Origin of the sequence: Mycobacterium sp. (genome assembly GCF_044370595.1) — a bacterium.
Classification (GTDB): domain Bacteria; phylum Actinomycetota; class Actinomycetes; order Mycobacteriales; family Mycobacteriaceae; genus Mycobacterium.
This window is the reverse complement of sequence record NZ_JBILVF010000027.1, coordinates 17,437-32,453: the sequence shown is the minus strand read 5'-3', so window position 1 is coordinate 32,453 and position 15,017 is coordinate 17,437. Positions and strand designations below refer to the sequence as shown.

Here is a 15,017-nt window from a genome sequence, read left to right as displayed (position 1 = left end):
CACCACCCCCGACGACGCCACGGGGATCCGGGCCGCCGCGGCGGCCGACCGCGGGGCGATGTCATCCAGGAGTGCGGCGGTCTGCGGGGCGGGCAGGGCCACTACAACACCGTCGGCTCGCCAGGTCCGGTCGGTGCTGTCGACCACGGTCCAGCCGTCGAAGTCGGCGTACATGTGGTCCACCGCCGCCGGCTCCCACCGCAGGCCGGAGCGGATGATCAGTTCATCCAGCAGGACCTGGTAGCCCCCGGCAATCGCGCCGAACACCGGGCCACTGGTGCTGCCCGGCAGTGCCCGGCGCACCGCCGCGGTCAGGCTCTCCGCCCCGGCATCCAGCGCGGCGGCGACGGTGGGCACCGCCGACCGGATCCCGATGGTGGCCGCCGACCCCGCGTACACCCCCGACAGCATGGGGTCCAGCGAACGGGTGACCACCTGGGCACCGAACCGGTCGGCGACCACCGCGGCGACCGAGGGGTCTTCACCCGGCTCCCACTGCAGTGGACGGCCGGGCTCGGCGGCCATGTGGGCCACCGTCGCCTGATCGACCAGACCGGCCACCGACTCGGGCGAACTGGGGATGCCGTTGACCGCTCCGGGGGGCAGCGGATGCAACCGGCCCTGGCTGTAGATGGTGGGCCGCACCCCGGTGGTGGTGATCTGCCGGTCGGCCAGACCGAGTTCGGCCAGCAGCGCGGGCACCTCCGGTCTGCGGGCGACGAACGCCTCGGCGCCGATGTCCATCGGCTGGCCGCACAGCGTCTCGGTGCGCAGCACCCCGCCAAGCCGGTCCGCGGGATCGAACATCACGATGTCGGCATCAGCACCCACAGCCGCCCGGATCCGGTAGGCGGCCACCAGTCCAGAGATGCCGCCGCCGACGACGGCGAAGGTGCGGGCACTCACAGTGAGTGCACGAGCGCCACCAGATCGGTGAGCAGGCCCGGGTCGGTGGCCGGCAACACGCCGTGACCGAGGTTGAAGATGTGGCCGGCCGCACCGGCATCAACAGCTCGCCGGCCGTCGTCGACCACAGCGCGGGCGGCTCTCTCCACCACCGGCCAGCTCGTTAGCAGCACCACCGGATCGAGGTTGCCCTGCAACGCTTTTCCGCCTTCGATGCGCCCGGCGGCGTCGGTCAGCGACGTGCGCCAGTCCACCCCGACGACGGTGGCACCGGCCTGGCCCATCGCACCCAGCAGTTCGGCGGTTCCGACGCCGAAGTGGGTCATCGGAACACCGTAGTCGGCCAGCGCGGCGAATACCTGGGCGCTGTGCGGCAGCACGTAGGTGCGGTAGTCGGCCAGGGACAGCGTGCCGGCCCACGAGTCGAACAGTTGGATGGCGTCCACCCCGGCCTCGAGTTGGACCCGCAGGAACTCGATGGTCACCCCGGTCAGCACCTCCATCAGGGCGTGCCAGGTGGATGACTCGCCCAACATCATGGCTTTGGTGCGTTCGTGCAGCTTGCTGGGGCCGCCCTCGACCAGGTACGAGGCCAGGGTGAACGGCGCCCCGGCAAAGCCGACGAGCGGCACTTCGCCGAGCGTGTTCACCAGCAGGCCCACCGCGTCGCCGACGGCGCTGACACTGTGGGAACCAAGGCCCCTCATGGCGGCGACATCGGTCGCGGAGCGCACCGGGTTGGCGATCACCGGCCCGACGTCGGGCACGATGTCCACCTCAACCCCAGCCCCGCGCAGCGGTACCACGATGTCGGAGAACAGGATCGCCGCGTCGACGCCATGCCTGCGCACCGGCTGCAGTGTGATCTCGCAGATCAGCTCCGGGTCGAAGCACGCCTGCATCATGGTGTTCTTGACACGCAACGCGCGGTACTCCGGCAGCGACCGTCCCGCCTGGCGCATGAACCAGACCGGGATCCGGGCGGGCTTTCGGCCGGCGGCGGCGGCCAGGTAGGGCGCCTCGGGCAGGTGGCGGCGGTTGCTCACCGGCACCATGCTGCCACGGCGCGCCTGGCTGCACGCCACGCCGGATACGGCTACCGTCGATTGAGTGACCGACGCGGAGCCTGAACAGTTCCGCGAGGCGGTAGCGGCTATGAACGCCGCGCAGGTGCGGCCGGAGATCGAGCTGGGCCCGATTCGCCCACCTCAGCGCCTCGCGCCCTACAGCTATGCCCTGGGGGCCGAGGTGCGCCGACCGGAGCCCGAGATCGTTCCGGAGCGCTCCGAGGGAGACGCCTTCGGTCGGCTGATCCTGCTGCACGACCCGGACGGCGCCGACGCGTGGGACGGGACCATGCGGCTGGTGGCCTACATTCAGGCCGATCTTGACCCCGCCGAAGCGGTGGATCCGCTGCTACCGGAGGTCGCCTGGAGTTGGCTGGTGGAGTCGCTGCAGGACCGCACCGAGCACCACACCGCCCTGGGCGGAACCGTCACCGCCACCACGTCGGTGCGTTACGGCGACATCTCCGGGCCACCCCGCGCACACCAGTTGGAGATGCGGGCATCGTGGACGGCCACCACCCTGGCGTTGGGTTCCCATGTCCAGGCCTTCTGCGAGGTGCTTGAGCATGCGGCCGGGCTACCGCCGGTGGGGGTCATTGATCTGAGCTCTCGTTCCCGCGCCTGAGATGCCAGACATCGAACCCGAGGTCACACCGGCCGTCCCGCTGCTCTGCCCAGCCGACGGGGTTCCTCCGGTCGCGGACAGCGCCGAGCAGATCGCCAGGGCAGCCGAGAAACTGGCGTCCGGTACCGGACCGTTCGCCGTCGACGCCGAGCGGGCATCCGGCTTCCGGTACTCAAACCGCGCCTATCTGATTCAGATTCGCCGGGTCGGGGCCGGGACCGTGCTGATCGACCCGGTCAATCACGGCGGCAGCCCGATCGACACCCTGCGCCCCGTCGCCGAGGTGCTGGCCGACGACGAATGGATTCTGCACGCCGCCGATCAAGACCTGCCCTGCCTGGCGGAGGTCGGCCTGCACCCCCCACGGCTCTACGACACCGAGTTGGCTGGCCGACTGGCCGGCTTCGACCGGGTCAACCTCGCTGCCATGGTGGAGCGCCTGCTGGGGCTGGGCCTGGCCAAGGGGCACGGCGCCGCCGACTGGTCCAAGCGGCCCCTGCCAGGCGCCTGGCTGAACTACGCCGCTCTCGACGTTGAGGTGCTCATCGAACTGCGCGCAGCGATGGCTTCAGTGCTCGACGAGCAGAACAAAACCGCCTGGGCGCGCGAGGAATTCGAATATCTGCGCTGCGCGGAGAGCACCCCCACCCGCCGCGACCGGTGGCGCCGGACAGCGGGCATCCACAAGATCCGGTCGGCGTCCGGTTTGGCGGCGGTCCGTGAACTGTGGACCGTCCGCGACCGCATCGCTCGCAGCCGGGACATCGCGCCCGGGCGGATCCTGCCCGATTCGGCGATCATCGCCGCTGCGGCCGCCGACCCCACAACCCTCGAGGAACTGATCGCCCTCCCGATCTTCGGCGGGCAGAAGCAACGGCGCAGCGCTCAGGTCTGGCTGGATGCGCTGGCGGCGGCGCGAACCACCGACCAGCCGCCGGAAAGCTCCGAGCCGCTCACCGGGCCGCCGCCTCCGGTGCGGTGGGCCAAACGCAAACCGGAGGCCGCGACACGCCTGGAAGCCGCCCGCGCGGCGTTAGCCGAATTGTCACGTGAGGTGGGCGTACCGACCGAGAACCTGGTGTCACCGGAACTAGTGCGGCGGTTGTGCTGGGACTGGCAAAGCGATGCCGACGCCGACACCCCAGCCGACGTGGATGCCTTTCTGCGAGATGGTGGTGCACGGGCATGGCAGCGCTCTCTGGTGGTGCCGGCGCTGACCCCGGCGATGCGCCCTGCGGCTCAGACCTAGTCGACCTGTCCGGCGACCGGATCGGCGAGTGCGCCCATCGCGGCAGCCCAGCCGGTGATCTGGCGGGCCACGTTGCGCTCAGTGAGGCCGACTTCTTCAAGAACCTCGCCTCGCGCGGCGTGGTCCAGGAAATGTTGCGGCACAGCAAGATCCCGGCACGGGATGTCGATGTCGGCGGCACGTAGGGCAGCTGATACCGCCGAGCCGACCCCGCCGCACTGCCCGTTGTCCTCCACGGTGACCACCAATTTGTGCCCGGCGGCCAGCATCCCGAGTGCGGCGGGGACCGGCAGCACCCAGCGCGGATCCACCACCGTCACCCCAATACCCTGCTTACGCAGCCGATCGGCTACTTTGAGCGACATCGCCGCAAACGGACCCACGGCGACCATCAGCACATCAGCGCTGAGGCCGGCCGCCGGCCGGGCCAGTACGTCGAGGCAGCCGATCCGCTCCAGGGCCGGAATATCCTCGCCGACTTCACCTTTGGGGAAGCGGATCGCGGTGGGACCATCGGCGATATCGAGTGCCTCGCCCAACTCTTCGCGCAGCCTGGCGCCATCGCGCGGGGCGGCCACCCGCATCCCGGGCACGATGTTGAGAACTGAGAGATCCCACATCCCGTTGTGGCTGGCGCCGTCGTTACCGGTGATCCCGGCGCGATCAAGCACCAGGGTGACCGGCAGTTTGTGTAGCGCGACGTCCATCAGGACCTGATCGAACGCCCGGTTGAGGAAGGTGGAGTAGATCGCGACCACCGGGTGCAGACCGCCCATGGCCAGCCCGGCCGCCGAGGTCACCGCATGCTGTTCGGCGATCCCGACGTCGAACAGTCGATCCGGGAACCGCTCCCCGAAAGCCGCCAGGCCGGTCGGGCCGGGCATCGCGGCGGTGATGGCGACGATGTCGCGGCGAGCACCGGCATAGGCGATCAGGGCGTCGGAGAACACCGACGTCCACCCCGGTGCGGCGACCTTGGTGGCCAGACCTGTCTTCGGGTCGATCACACCGCAGGCGTGCATCTGCTCGGCCTCGTCGTTCTCGGCCGGCCCGTACCCCATGCCCTTGCGGGTCACCACGTGCACGATCACCGGGGCGTTGTAACCGCGGGCGTGCCGCAGGGCGTTCTCCACGGCATGCTCGTCATGGCCGTCGATCGGGCCGACGTACTTCAGTCCGAGATCGGTGAACATGGCCTGCGGGGATACTGCGTCCTTGATTCCCACTTTGACGCTGTGCATGGCCTGGAAGCACACTTCGCCGATCACCGGGATGGCCCGTACCGCGTTGCGGCCGCGTTCGAGCATCCGCTCGTAGCCGGGTTGCAGACGCAGGCCGGCCAGGTGCTCGGCCAGACCGCCGATGGTGGGCGCGTAACTGCGGCCGTTGTCGTTGACGACGATGACCACCGGCCGTTTAGCGGCGGCGATATTGTTCAGCGCCTCCCAGCACATTCCGCCGGTCAGGGCACCGTCGCCGACGATCGCCACCACGTGGCGATTGCGCTGACCGGTCAGTTCGAAAGCCTTGGCCAGCCCATCGGCGTAGGACAGTGCCGCCGACGCGTGGCTTGACTCGACCCAGTCATGGTCACTCTCGGCCCGCGACGGGTAGCCCGACAGGCCGCCCTTCATCCGCAGCGTGTCGAAGTCGGGGCTGCGCCCGGTCAGCATCTTGTGCACATAGGCCTGATGGCCGGTGTCGAAGATGATCGGGTCGTGCGGGGATTCGAACACCCGGTGCAAGGCCAGGGTGAGTTCGACCACTCCGAGGTTGGGCCCCAGGTGGCCCCCGGTGGCAGCAACCTTGTGAATCAGGAACTGGCGGATCTCCCCCGCAAGTTCAGTCAGCTGTTCCTGGTTAAGCCGCTGCAGATCAGCGGGGCCGCGGATCTGTTTGAGCATTGGCACAGTCTACGCATCATCGCGGCGGGCATCCGGTGCCGCTGCATACACATCCGGCACGCCGTCGTGATCGGCGTCGGCGTTCTCCAACTCGAAGAGCGTGCGATAGTGCCGGTTGCGAATCCGCAGCACGACGGCCGCGAGAGCGGCCGCCAGCAAAGATCCGGTGAGGACGGCGACCTTCACGACATCCTGTCGCGACGGGTCCTCGCCGAAGGCCAATTCCCCGATCAGCAGGGAGACCGTGAACCCGATTCCGGCCAGCATCGAGACGCCGAGGACGTCGATCCAGCGCAGCGACGGGTCCAGGTCGGCGTGGGTGGCCGCCGCCACCAACCGGGTGGTGGCGAAGATGCCGAGGGTTTTGCCGACCACCAGTCCGGTGACGATCCCCAGGGCGATCGGGTCGCGCAAGGCGGTCACGAATCCGTCATAGCCCCCGAAGGTCACCCCGGCGGCAAAAAAGGCGAACACCGGCACCGCGAAACCGGCCGACACCGGCCGAACAAGGTGCTCGAAATACTCAGCGAGGCCGGGGCCGTCATCCGCCCCGGTTCGGCGGGCGTCGCGCTCGCTGCGCAGCACCGGGACCATGAAGCCCAGCAGCACACCGGCGACGGTGGCGTGCACCCCGGACTCGTGCACCAATGCCCAGGTAAGCGCCGCGACGGGGACCAGGATCCACGGCGAGCGAACCCGCCGCTGCACCAGCACGGCGAACACGGCCAGCGGGATCAGCGCTGCCAGCAGCGCAGTCACTTTGACTTTGTCGGAGTAGAAGACTGCGATCACCGTGATGGCCAGCAGGTCGTCGACCACGGCCAGGGTCAGCAGGAAGGTGCGCAACGCCGCGGGCAGGTGGGTGGACAGCACCGCCAGCACCGCGACTGCGAACGCGATATCGGTGGCGGTGGGAATCGCCCAGCCGCGGGTCGCACCGTCGCCGGCTCCGACGGTGAAGGCCAGGAAAATCAGCGCCGGGACCACCATGCCGCCGACCGCCGCGGCGATCGGGAGGGCAGCACGGCGTGGGTCGCGCAAATCCCCGGCGACGAACTCACGTTTGAGTTCCAGACCCACGACGAAGAAGAAGATGGCCAGCAACCCGTCGGCGGCCCACGCGCCCAGACTGAGTTTGAGGTGCAGACCGTAGTCGTCGCTGCCGACCTTCATCGCGGTCAGTTCGTGATAGGACGCCGACCAGGGCGAGTTTGCCCAGATCAGGGCGATGGCGGCGGCGGCCAGCAGAAGTGCGCCGCCGACGGTCTCCTTCTGCAGAATGTCGGTGATGCGGCGGGTCTCCGACCACGATCCGCGGCTGAGGATTTCGGGGACGTCGGACTGGGCCACAGTTCACCTCACAGGTCGGATGGTCCCCTTCATGAGCAACTGCCGACCAGACTTCCCGGCGCGCCTGTCGGGAAGTCTAAGCCGCCCGGCCCTCATCGGTGCAGCAGTGCAACACATTCGACGTGGTGGGTCATCGGGAAGGCATCGAAGACCCGGATGGTCTCCACCTGATAGCCGTGGCCCCGGTAGAGGCCGACATCGCGGGCGAACGATGCGGCCTCACAGCCGATGTGGATGATCCGCGGCACCCCCGCCCGGGCCAGCAGGTCGATGACCGCCCGCCCGGCCCCGGACCGTGGCGGGTCGAGCACCGCGACGTCGGCGGCGCGGGACTGGCCCGCCAGAAATCCCCGGACCGAACCGGAGACCACCTTGACACCTGCCAGATCAGCCAGTGCCGCGCGGGCCGCCGCGGAAGCCGACTTGGCGGTGTCCACCGAGAGCACCCGGGCACCCGGGTCCATCGATTCGGCCAACGCGGCGGCGAAAAGCCCTGCCCCGCCGTAGAGATCCCAGGCCCGGCGGGCCCCGCGTCCGTCCACCCCCTGTCCGTCCACCCCCTGTCCGTCCACCCACTGCCGCACCAGGTCGGTGTAGGTCTGCGCGGCGTCGCGGTGGGACTGCCAGAACCCGGTGATCGGGATCCGCCACACCCGCCGGCCGACCCGGTGCACGGACTCCCGCGCACCCTCCACCACCTCGCGACGGTCCGGGCCGGTGGCCAGCACATGCCGTCGGTTGTCGTCGTCGAGAACCACATGCAGCCGGTCCCCGGCGCGCCACCGCGGCCCGTCCAGTCCGGTCAGCAGCCGGGCAGGTAGCTGGGCGCAGCGCAGATCGGTGACGAGTTCGGCGCTGTGGTAGCGGTGCAGTCCGGCGCGGCCGTCGGCGCCGACGTCGAATTGCACCCGGGTGCGCGAACCCAGCGGCGAACCGTCGCCGACCGGCTCGGCCACTCCCTCCCAGTGGTGATTCCCCAGCTTGCCAAGCTGATTGGCGACAACCTGACCCTTGATGACACGCGCTGCCGCCGGGTCGACGAAGGCCAGGTCGCAGCATCCCGCGCCGTCCGGCCCGGCCACCGTGCACAGCGGGGCGATCCGGTCGGCGGAGGCTTCCAAAACCTCGACGGCATCGGCGTGCCAGTAGGAGCCGCGCTCGGCGGTGACCCGCACCCGGACCAGTTCGCCGGGCAGCGCGTAGCGGACGAACACCACCCGTCCGTCGTGGCGGGCCACGCAACTGCCCCCGTTGGCCGGAGCCTCGGTGCGAAGTTCCAGCTCGCTCACTCGACGAAGCCGCGACGCACGTCTCCAGGCGCGCTCTGTTCCTCGAGTTGAGTGACCCGTTCGGAGGAATTGAGTTGCCAGGGAACCGAGGTCATCATCACATTCGGCATGAACAGCAGCCGGGTTTTGAGCCGCAGTGCGCTCTGGTTGTGCAGCAGGCTCTCCCACCAATGTCCGACGACGTACTCGGGGATGAAGACCGTCACCACCGTGCGCGGCGCTTCCTTGCTGATCCGCTTGACGTAGTCCAGCACCGGACCGGTGACCTCCCGGTACGGGGAGGCAACGACCTTCAGCGGAACACTGACGTCACTGTCCTCCCATGAGACGGTCAGTTTGCGGGTCTCGGCGTCGTCGACGTTGACCGTCAGCGCCTCCAGCACGTCGGGCCGGGTCGCCCGCGCGTAGGCCAGGGCCCGCAGCGTGGGTAACTGCATGTTGGACACCAGCACCACCGCATGATTGCGGCTGGGCAGCACGATCTCACGGTCCTCATCGCCGGGAGTGAGTTCACGCGAGACGGTGTCGTAGTGCCGGTTGATCGCCTTCATCAGTATGAAAAGGCTGCCCATCGCCAGGATCGCGATCCAGGCGCCGGCCAGGAACTTGGTGACCAGCACGATGAGCAGCACCGTGCCGGTGGCGATCAAGCCGATGGTGTTGATCACCCGCGACCGGATCATCCGGCGGCGTTCGAGGGGGTCGTCCTCGGTGCGCAGTAGTCGGGTCCAATGGCGGACCATGCCGATCTGGCTGAGTGTGAAAGAAAGGAACACCCCGACGATGTAGAGCTGGATCAGGGTGGTCACCTCGGCGTCGAAGGCGACGACGAACGCTATCGCGCCCATCGCCAGAAACACGATCCCGTTGGAGAAAGCCAGCCGGTCGCCGCGGGTGTGCAACTGGCGGGGCAGGAATCGGTCCTGGGCCAGGATGGAGCCGAGCACCGGGAAGCCGTTGAACGCGGTGTTGGCGGCCAGCACCAGAATCAGCGCGGTCACCCCGGTGATCAGGTAGAGGCCGGGGGTGAAATCGTGGAACACGGCGTCAGCAAGCTGGGCGACGAGTGTCTTCTGCTGATAGTTCGCCGGTGCGCCACCGAGTTGTTCCAAGGGGCGCTCGGCGATCTTCACCCCGGTCTCCACAGCCAGCAGAATGATGCCCATCAGCAGCGTCACGGCGATACCGCCCAGCATCAGCAGGGTGGTGGCGGCGTTGCGCGACTTGGGTTTACGGAATGCCGGCACACCGTTGCTGATCGCCTCCACACCGGTCAGCGCCGCGCATCCAGACGAGAATGCGCGCGCCACCAGGAAAACCAGCGCGAAGCCCATGATGTCGCCGTGCTCGGAGTGCAACTCGAAACCGGCGGACTCCGCCTGCAGATCGTGTCCGAGCACGTTGATCTGGAAGAAGCCCCACAGCAGCATCGCGAACATGCCGAAGATGAAGGCATAGGTCGGAATGGCGAACAGGGTGCCCGATTCCCGGATGCCGCGCAGGTTCACCGCCGTCAGCAGGACGATGGCAAGAACGGCGAAGATGACCTTGTGGTCGGCGACGAACGGGATCGCCGAACCGATGTTGGCCATCGCCGCGGCGATAGAGACGGCAACCGTGAGCACGTAGTCGACCAGCAATGCGCTACCCACGGTGAGTCCGGCGGTCGGGCCGAGGTTGGTGGTGACGACTTCGTAGTCGCCGCCGCCGGAGGGGTAGGCGTGCACGTTCTGCCGGTAGGAGGCGACAACGACCAGCATCACCCCCGCCACGGCCAGGCCGATCCAGGGCGCCATGGTGTAGGCGGCCAGCCCGGCGACCGAGAGCACCAGGAAGATTTCCTCGGGCGCGTAGGCCACCGACGACATGGCGTCTGAGGCGAACACCGGCAGGGCGATCCGCTTGGGCAGCAGCGTGCTGTGCAGCTTGTCGCTGCGGAACGGCTGCCCGAGGAGCAGCCTGCGTACGCCCGTGGATACCTTGGACACGAGTGCCAAGGGTAAGCCTGCCCCGAATCGGAGTAGCGTTTGGCCGTGACACCAGCAGGGCGAGAGGACGTCAATTGCGGGTAGTGGTGATGGGCTGCGGCCGGGTTGGTGCCGCACTGGCCGAGGCCCTGGCCCGGCTGGAGCACGAGGTGGCGATCATCGACCGCGACGAGACCGCATTCCACCGGCTCTCCCCCGAATTTCCCGGCGAGCGGATCACCGGTATGGGCTTCGATCGGGATGTGTTGCTGCGCGCCGGAATTGAACGCGCCGACGCCTTCGCCGCAGTGTCCTCAGGTGACAACTCCAACATCATCTCCGCGCGGGTGGCGAGGGAGATGTTCGGTGTTCAGCGGGTGGTGGCCCGGATCTACGACGCCAAACGGGCGGCGGTCTACGAGCGGCTGGGCATTCCGACGATCGCCACCGTGCCATGGACCACCGACCGGCTGCTGAACACCCTGACCCACGACACCGAGACCACCCGGTGGCGGGACCCCACCGGGACGGTCGCGGTGGCCGAGGCGCCATTGCACGAGGCGTGGGTGGGGCTGCGTGTCACAGACCTGGAGGAGGCCACCGGCGCCCGGGTGGCGTTCCTGATCCGCTTCGGCGCCGGGGTGCTGCCTGAACCCAAGACGGTGGTCCAGGCCGGCGACCAGGTGTATCTGGCGACGGTGTCCGGCCAGTGCGCCGAGGCGCTGGCCATCGCAGCGCTGCCGCCGGCGGAAGGAGTCGGGGAATGAAGGTGCTGATCGCCGGGGCCGGAGCCGTCGGCCGATCCATTGCCCGGGAGTTGGTGGACAACTCCTACGAGGTGACCCTCATCGAGCGCAACCCAGGCCACTTTGACGTCGACGCGATCCCGGCAGCGGACTGGCACTTCGGCGATGCCTGCGAACTGCGACTGCTGGAGTCGATTCATCTTGAGGAGTTCGACGTGGTGATCGCCGCCACCGGTGACGACAAGGCCAATGTTGTGCTGTCGCTGCTGGCCAAGACGGAGTTCGCGGTACCGCGCGTGGTGGCCCGGGTCAACGACCCGCGCAATGAGTGGCTCTTCGACAGCGCCTGGGGCGTCGACGTCGCGGTGTCCACACCCCGCATGCTTGCCTCATTGGTGGAGGAGGCGTTCGCGGTGGGCGACGTGGTGCGGCTGCTGGAGTTCCGCAAGGGCAACGCCAACCTCGTCGAGATCACCCTGCCCGAGGACACCCCGTGGGGTGGACGGCCGGTGCGCAAGCTCAGCCTGCCCCGCGACGTCGCCCTGGTGACGATTCTGCGGGGTCAGCGGGTGATCGTTCCCGAGCCCGACCAACCGCTGGAGGGCGGCGACGAACTGCTCTTCGTGGCCGCACCCGATGTCGAAGCCGAACTGCGCGTCCTGCTCGCGGAAGGGGTCCGCTAGCCGGGGCGGTCGGCCGCGTGGTCTGCGTGCATGGCCCGCTGGGCCGCCCGGATGGCCAGGTAGGTCACCAGCGCGCCGATCGCGGCCAGCGGCCAGCCCATCGCGATACGTGCGACGCCGAGCCAGCCGGTTTGGTCTGCGTCGTAGAGGTGGTGCTGGACGATGAAGCGCGACCCGAACACCGCCACCCAGGTCAGCGTCGCCGCGTCGAAGGCCAGCACCGCCTTACGGGAGCGGCGCCAACTGCGGTCGCGGCCGGTCACCCAACTCCACACGTATCCGACCACGGGCCTGCGGATCAGCACCGACAGCCCGAAAACCGTCGCCCAGATCAGTGACGTCCAGATGCCCAGCAGAAAGTAGCCTTTGGAGGCCCCGACGATCCAGGCGATCAGGGCGCTGACCCCGACCCCCAGGAAGCCTGCCATAGCGGGCTGCACCGAATCGCGCCGGATGAGTCGCCAGACGAGGATCGCTGCGGCCACCCCCAGCGCCGAGAACAGGGCCGGCAGTAGGCCGAAGGCGGTGTTGACCGGGACCAGGACCGCCACCGGCAGGGCGGAGTAGATGAGGCCGCTCACACCGCCCATCTGGCCCAGCAGAGCCTGGCCGGGCGGGGACTTGGGCTGTGCTTGAGCTTCAGCCGCGGTCGCCGTCGGTTCCGCGGGTGTCAACGCTGAATCTCGTAGTGCGGGTTGTAGATCGCCTTGCCGCCGTTGTCCAGTCTGCCCAGCCGGCCGCGCACCCGAAGGGTGCGTCCGCATTCGATACCGGGAATCCGGCGCTGTCCCAGCCAGACCAGTAGGACAGTGTCGGTGCCGTCGAAGAACTCGGCTCGGACGCCGCCCACACAGCCCTTGGCGTTGGTCTCCACAGTGCGCAGAGTGCCGACCATGGTGACCTCCTGGCCGCGTTGACAGTCGATCGCTCGGTGCGCTCCGGTGCTTTCCGCCTCACCGGTCAACTCCTGAGCGTCACGCTCTTCGGGATTCTCCGTCAGCTTGCGGGTCAGCCGCCGCACAAAACCTTCGGCCGTCGCCATCGCGCCCCTCCTGGGGTAATCGTTCTTGGGAGGTAATCGTTCTTGGGAGGTAATCGTTCTTGGGAGGTAATCGTTCTTGGGAGGTGATCGTTCTTGGGAGATGAAGCTTCCCACTGCCCCCGCCACGGTAGACCTCTTGCGGCTTGTGCGCCACGAGGTGTACCCCACTGATCGGTGCCGATACCGTGGGCAGGCACGATCGTGGGTGTGGCGGTCAGCGTTGACGGTGTGGTGACAATCCTGCTGCCAGGGACCGGTTCGGATGACGACTACCTGCGGCGGGCCTTGGCCGCTTCGCTGGAGCAGGCCGGTGCGGTGGTCCTGACGGTGGCGCCGCGGCCGGACCGACTCGTGGACGGCTACCTGGAGGCCCTGGACCGGATCTGGAGCGCGCGCGCGCAGGACGGCCGGATCGCCGTCGGCGGCGTGTCGCTGGGGGCGGTGCTGGCTACCCGGTGGGCGCTCGCGCATCCGGAGCGGACGGTGGCCGTTCTTGCCGTGCTGCCCCCGTGGACCGGCGAGCCCGACGACGCCCCTGCCGCGGTATCGGCCCGGCACACCGCGGCTGCCCTGCGCCGTGACGGCCTGGCAGCCACGACGGCGGCAATGCGGGCCTCGAGCCCAGGGTGGCTGGCCGACGAACTGGGCCGGTCGTGGGCGCGGCAATGGCCAGCGCTGCCCGATGCGATGGAGCAGGCGGCGTCCTGCGTGGCGCCCAGCAGAACCGAACTGAACCGACTGCCCGTGCCGTTGGCGGTGGTGGGTGCCGACGACGATCCGGTGCACCCCGCCGCGGTGGCTAGGGACTGGGCATCGTGGGCGCCACACGCGGCGCTGCGCACCGTCCGACTTGAGGAGTTCGGGCCCCACCCCGCCCTGCTCGGCAGGGCGTGCGTGGAAGCGCTGTGCGCGATCGGCTGACGCCGGATCAACCGCCGGTGCTGGTCCTGCGCACTTGCTGCATCGCCGAACCAGTCGGCTGCTGCTGGGCGGCGAACATGGCCTGCTGGGCCTGCTGCTGGGCCAGCATGGCCTGCTGGGCCTGCTGGGCGGCGGCCGCTCGCAACTGCGCGGCCAACTCCTCGGGCAGCTGTACCGGCAACGGGGTGCGCACGGGCAGCGGGGTGTCCCCGCGGCGAACCACCGTGTCGGCCAACGCTTGTCGGGCCTCAGCCACCAGCGCCGGCATTGCCTCGGGCATGCTGTTCACCACGCACCGGATCATCCAGCGGTAGCCGTCGACCCCGATGAAACGGACCGCGCCGGCACCGGTGCCGACCACCTCGCGCCCCCACGGGCCGTCCTCGATGGAGACCGCGGCGTTGTCGTTGCGCAGCGCCTCGGCCAATTCACTGGCCACCTCACGCCACAGTCCCGGCGACTTGGGCGCGGCGTAAGCGGCGATGGTGAACCGGCCGTTGGGTGTCACCACCCAGATGGCGGTCGGGACGCCGCCTTGGTTGAACTCGACCTGGATCTGCCCGCCGGGGGGCATCGGGATCAGCACCGAGCCCAGATCGAGGCGGGCCAGCGCAGCCTCTTCGGGGTTGTCGAAGTCTTCGATGTCGAAGGGACCCTCGAAGTCGGCGCCCTCCCAGTCGACTTCGGTCGGGGTTTCCCCGATCTCGGCGGTCCCCGTGGCGTCGGGCCCCCTCTCGTCAGAACCCTGATCCTGCTGGTGCTTACGTCTTCCGAATGCCATCACAAACTCGCATGTCCGCCGGAGGAACCATGGCCCCCTTGGCCACGGGTGGTCTCGGCCAGTCCGGCCTCGTCGAACGAGGCGAACTCGACCAATTCGGGTAACTCGACCCGCTGCACAACCAGTTGGGCGATCCGGTCCCCGCGGCGCAGCGTGATCGGCGTTGTGGAGTCGAGGTTGATCAACGCCACCTTGATCTCGCCGCGATAACCCGCGTCGATCGTGCCGGGCGCATTGACGATCGAAAGTCCCATCCGCGCGGCCAACCCGGAGCGCGGGTGCACCAAACCGACCATGCCGTGCGGGATTGCCACCGCGATCCCGGTGGAAACCAGCGCCCGCTGCCCGGGTTGGAGTTCGACGTCTTCTGCGCTGTAGAGATCAACGCCGGCATCGCCGTCGTGGGCGCGGGCGGGAAGGGGTAGATCGCGGTCCAGCCGAACTACCGCCAGACTGGTGAGCACGGTGGGAAAGACTACCCTTGGCG

General features: G+C 68.7%; 15 protein-coding genes. 5 read left to right on the top strand and 10 right to left on the bottom strand.

The window, feature by feature from the left end:
• Positions 1–906 (bottom strand): protoporphyrinogen/coproporphyrinogen oxidase (locus ADBZ5N_RS06190; RefSeq protein WP_526256608.1); only part of this gene is annotated, 906 nt, incomplete at its 3' end.
• A complete protein-coding gene (gene hemE / locus ADBZ5N_RS06185; protein WP_526256607.1) occupies positions 903–1,961 on the bottom strand; it encodes a uroporphyrinogen decarboxylase in 1,059 nt (352 codons plus the stop codon). The genes hemE and ADBZ5N_RS06190, both read right to left, overlap by 4 nt.
• A 55-nt stretch (positions 1,962–2,016) precedes the next feature.
• Here hemE and ADBZ5N_RS06180 point away from each other — a divergent pair, with 55 nt between their 5' ends.
• Positions 2,017–2,598: a DUF3000 family protein gene (locus ADBZ5N_RS06180; RefSeq protein WP_526256606.1), complete on the top strand. Its 582-nt coding sequence runs from the start codon at positions 2,017–2,019 to the stop codon at positions 2,596–2,598.
• Between the two features lies 1 nt (position 2,599).
• The gene (locus ADBZ5N_RS06175; RefSeq protein WP_526256605.1) at positions 2,600–3,847 is read left to right on the top strand and encodes a ribonuclease D; all 1,248 of its coding nucleotides are present in this window, start codon (positions 2,600–2,602) and stop codon (positions 3,845–3,847) included.
• On the opposite strand, the gene dxs is transcribed toward ADBZ5N_RS06175, so the two are convergent.
• The 4 genes from dxs to ADBZ5N_RS06155 form a co-directional block, all read right to left on the bottom strand.
• On the bottom strand, positions 3,844–5,751 hold the full coding sequence (gene dxs, locus ADBZ5N_RS06170; RefSeq protein ID WP_526256604.1) for a 1-deoxy-D-xylulose-5-phosphate synthase: 1,908 nt from the start codon (positions 5,749–5,751) through the stop codon (positions 3,844–3,846). The two genes, ADBZ5N_RS06175 and dxs, sit on opposite strands and share 4 nt — an antisense overlap.
• Positions 5,752–5,760: 9 nt before the next feature.
• Positions 5,761–7,101: a Na+/H+ antiporter NhaA gene (gene nhaA, locus ADBZ5N_RS06165; protein ID WP_526256603.1), complete on the bottom strand. Its 1,341-nt coding sequence runs from the start codon at positions 7,099–7,101 to the stop codon at positions 5,761–5,763.
• Positions 7,102–7,193: 92 nt separating this feature from the next.
• On the bottom strand, positions 7,194–8,390 hold the full coding sequence (locus tag ADBZ5N_RS06160) for a class I SAM-dependent RNA methyltransferase (protein ID WP_526256602.1): 1,197 nt from the start codon (positions 8,388–8,390) through the stop codon (positions 7,194–7,196).
• Positions 8,387–10,378: an amino acid permease gene (locus ADBZ5N_RS06155; RefSeq protein WP_526256601.1), complete on the bottom strand. Its 1,992-nt coding sequence runs from the start codon at positions 10,376–10,378 to the stop codon at positions 8,387–8,389. The genes ADBZ5N_RS06160 and ADBZ5N_RS06155 overlap by 4 nt, the downstream gene beginning before the upstream one ends.
• A gap of 74 nt (positions 10,379–10,452) precedes the next feature.
• On the opposite strand from ADBZ5N_RS06155, the gene ADBZ5N_RS06150 reads away from it, so the two are divergent.
• Together ADBZ5N_RS06150 and ADBZ5N_RS06145 are read left to right on the top strand one after the other, a co-directional pair.
• Positions 10,453–11,124 (top strand): potassium channel family protein, encoded by a 672-nt coding sequence (locus ADBZ5N_RS06150; protein WP_526256600.1) that lies wholly within the window; start codon positions 10,453–10,455, stop codon positions 11,122–11,124.
• Positions 11,121–11,786 carry a potassium channel family protein gene (locus tag ADBZ5N_RS06145; protein WP_526256599.1) on the top strand — a complete coding sequence of 222 codons (666 nt, stop codon included), beginning with the start codon at positions 11,121–11,123 and terminating at the stop codon, positions 11,784–11,786. Before ADBZ5N_RS06150 ends, ADBZ5N_RS06145 begins: the two co-directional genes overlap by 4 nt.
• Here ADBZ5N_RS06145 and ADBZ5N_RS06140 read toward each other — a convergent pair.
• The gene (locus ADBZ5N_RS06140) at positions 11,783–12,376 is read right to left on the bottom strand and encodes a DUF3159 domain-containing protein (RefSeq protein WP_526256610.1); all 594 of its coding nucleotides are present in this window, start codon (positions 12,374–12,376) and stop codon (positions 11,783–11,785) included. The two genes, ADBZ5N_RS06145 and ADBZ5N_RS06140, sit on opposite strands and share 4 nt — an antisense overlap.
• A gap of 80 nt (positions 12,377–12,456) precedes the next feature.
• Positions 12,457–12,828: an OB-fold nucleic acid binding domain-containing protein gene (locus tag ADBZ5N_RS06135; protein WP_526256598.1), complete on the bottom strand. Its 372-nt coding sequence runs from the start codon at positions 12,826–12,828 to the stop codon at positions 12,457–12,459.
• Positions 12,829–13,035: 207 nt separating this feature from the next.
• Here ADBZ5N_RS06135 and ADBZ5N_RS06130 point away from each other — a divergent pair, with 207 nt between their 5' ends.
• Entirely contained in the window at positions 13,036–13,749 is a 714-nt protein-coding gene (locus ADBZ5N_RS06130) for an alpha/beta fold hydrolase (RefSeq protein WP_526256597.1), read from the top strand.
• A gap of 7 nt (positions 13,750–13,756) precedes the next feature.
• On the opposite strand, the gene ADBZ5N_RS06125 is transcribed toward ADBZ5N_RS06130, so the two are convergent.
• Both ADBZ5N_RS06125 and dut read right to left on the bottom strand, forming a co-directional pair.
• Positions 13,757–14,530, bottom strand: a complete 774-nt coding sequence (locus ADBZ5N_RS06125; RefSeq protein ID WP_526256596.1) for a DUF3710 domain-containing protein — start codon at positions 14,528–14,530, stop codon at positions 13,757–13,759.
• Positions 14,530–14,994, bottom strand: a complete 465-nt coding sequence (dut, locus tag ADBZ5N_RS06120) for a dUTP diphosphatase (RefSeq protein WP_526256595.1) — start codon at positions 14,992–14,994, stop codon at positions 14,530–14,532. Before dut ends, ADBZ5N_RS06125 begins: the two co-directional genes overlap by 1 nt.
• Positions 14,995–15,017 lie beyond the last annotated feature (23 nt).

Excerpts from the sequence above, each read along its gene's own strand:
- hemE (WP_526256607.1), bottom strand. The coding sequence starts at position 1,961 with ATGGTGCCGGTGAGCAACCGCCGCCACCTGCCCGAGGCGCCCTACCTG.
- ADBZ5N_RS06175 (WP_526256605.1), top strand. The coding sequence starts at position 2,600 with ATGCCAGACATCGAACCCGAGGTCACACCGGCCGTCCCGCTGCTCTGC.
- dxs (WP_526256604.1), bottom strand. The coding sequence starts at position 5,751 with ATGCTCAAACAGATCCGCGGCCCCGCTGATCTGCAGCGGCTTAACCAG.
- ADBZ5N_RS06145 (WP_526256599.1), top strand. The coding sequence starts at position 11,121 with ATGAAGGTGCTGATCGCCGGGGCCGGAGCCGTCGGCCGATCCATTGCC.
- ADBZ5N_RS06140 (WP_526256610.1), bottom strand. The coding sequence starts at position 12,376 with ATGGGCGGTGTGAGCGGCCTCATCTACTCCGCCCTGCCGGTGGCGGTC.
- ADBZ5N_RS06135 (WP_526256598.1), bottom strand. The coding sequence starts at position 12,828 with ATGGCGACGGCCGAAGGTTTTGTGCGGCGGCTGACCCGCAAGCTGACG.
- ADBZ5N_RS06125 (WP_526256596.1), bottom strand. The coding sequence starts at position 14,530 with ATGGCATTCGGAAGACGTAAGCACCAGCAGGATCAGGGTTCTGACGAG.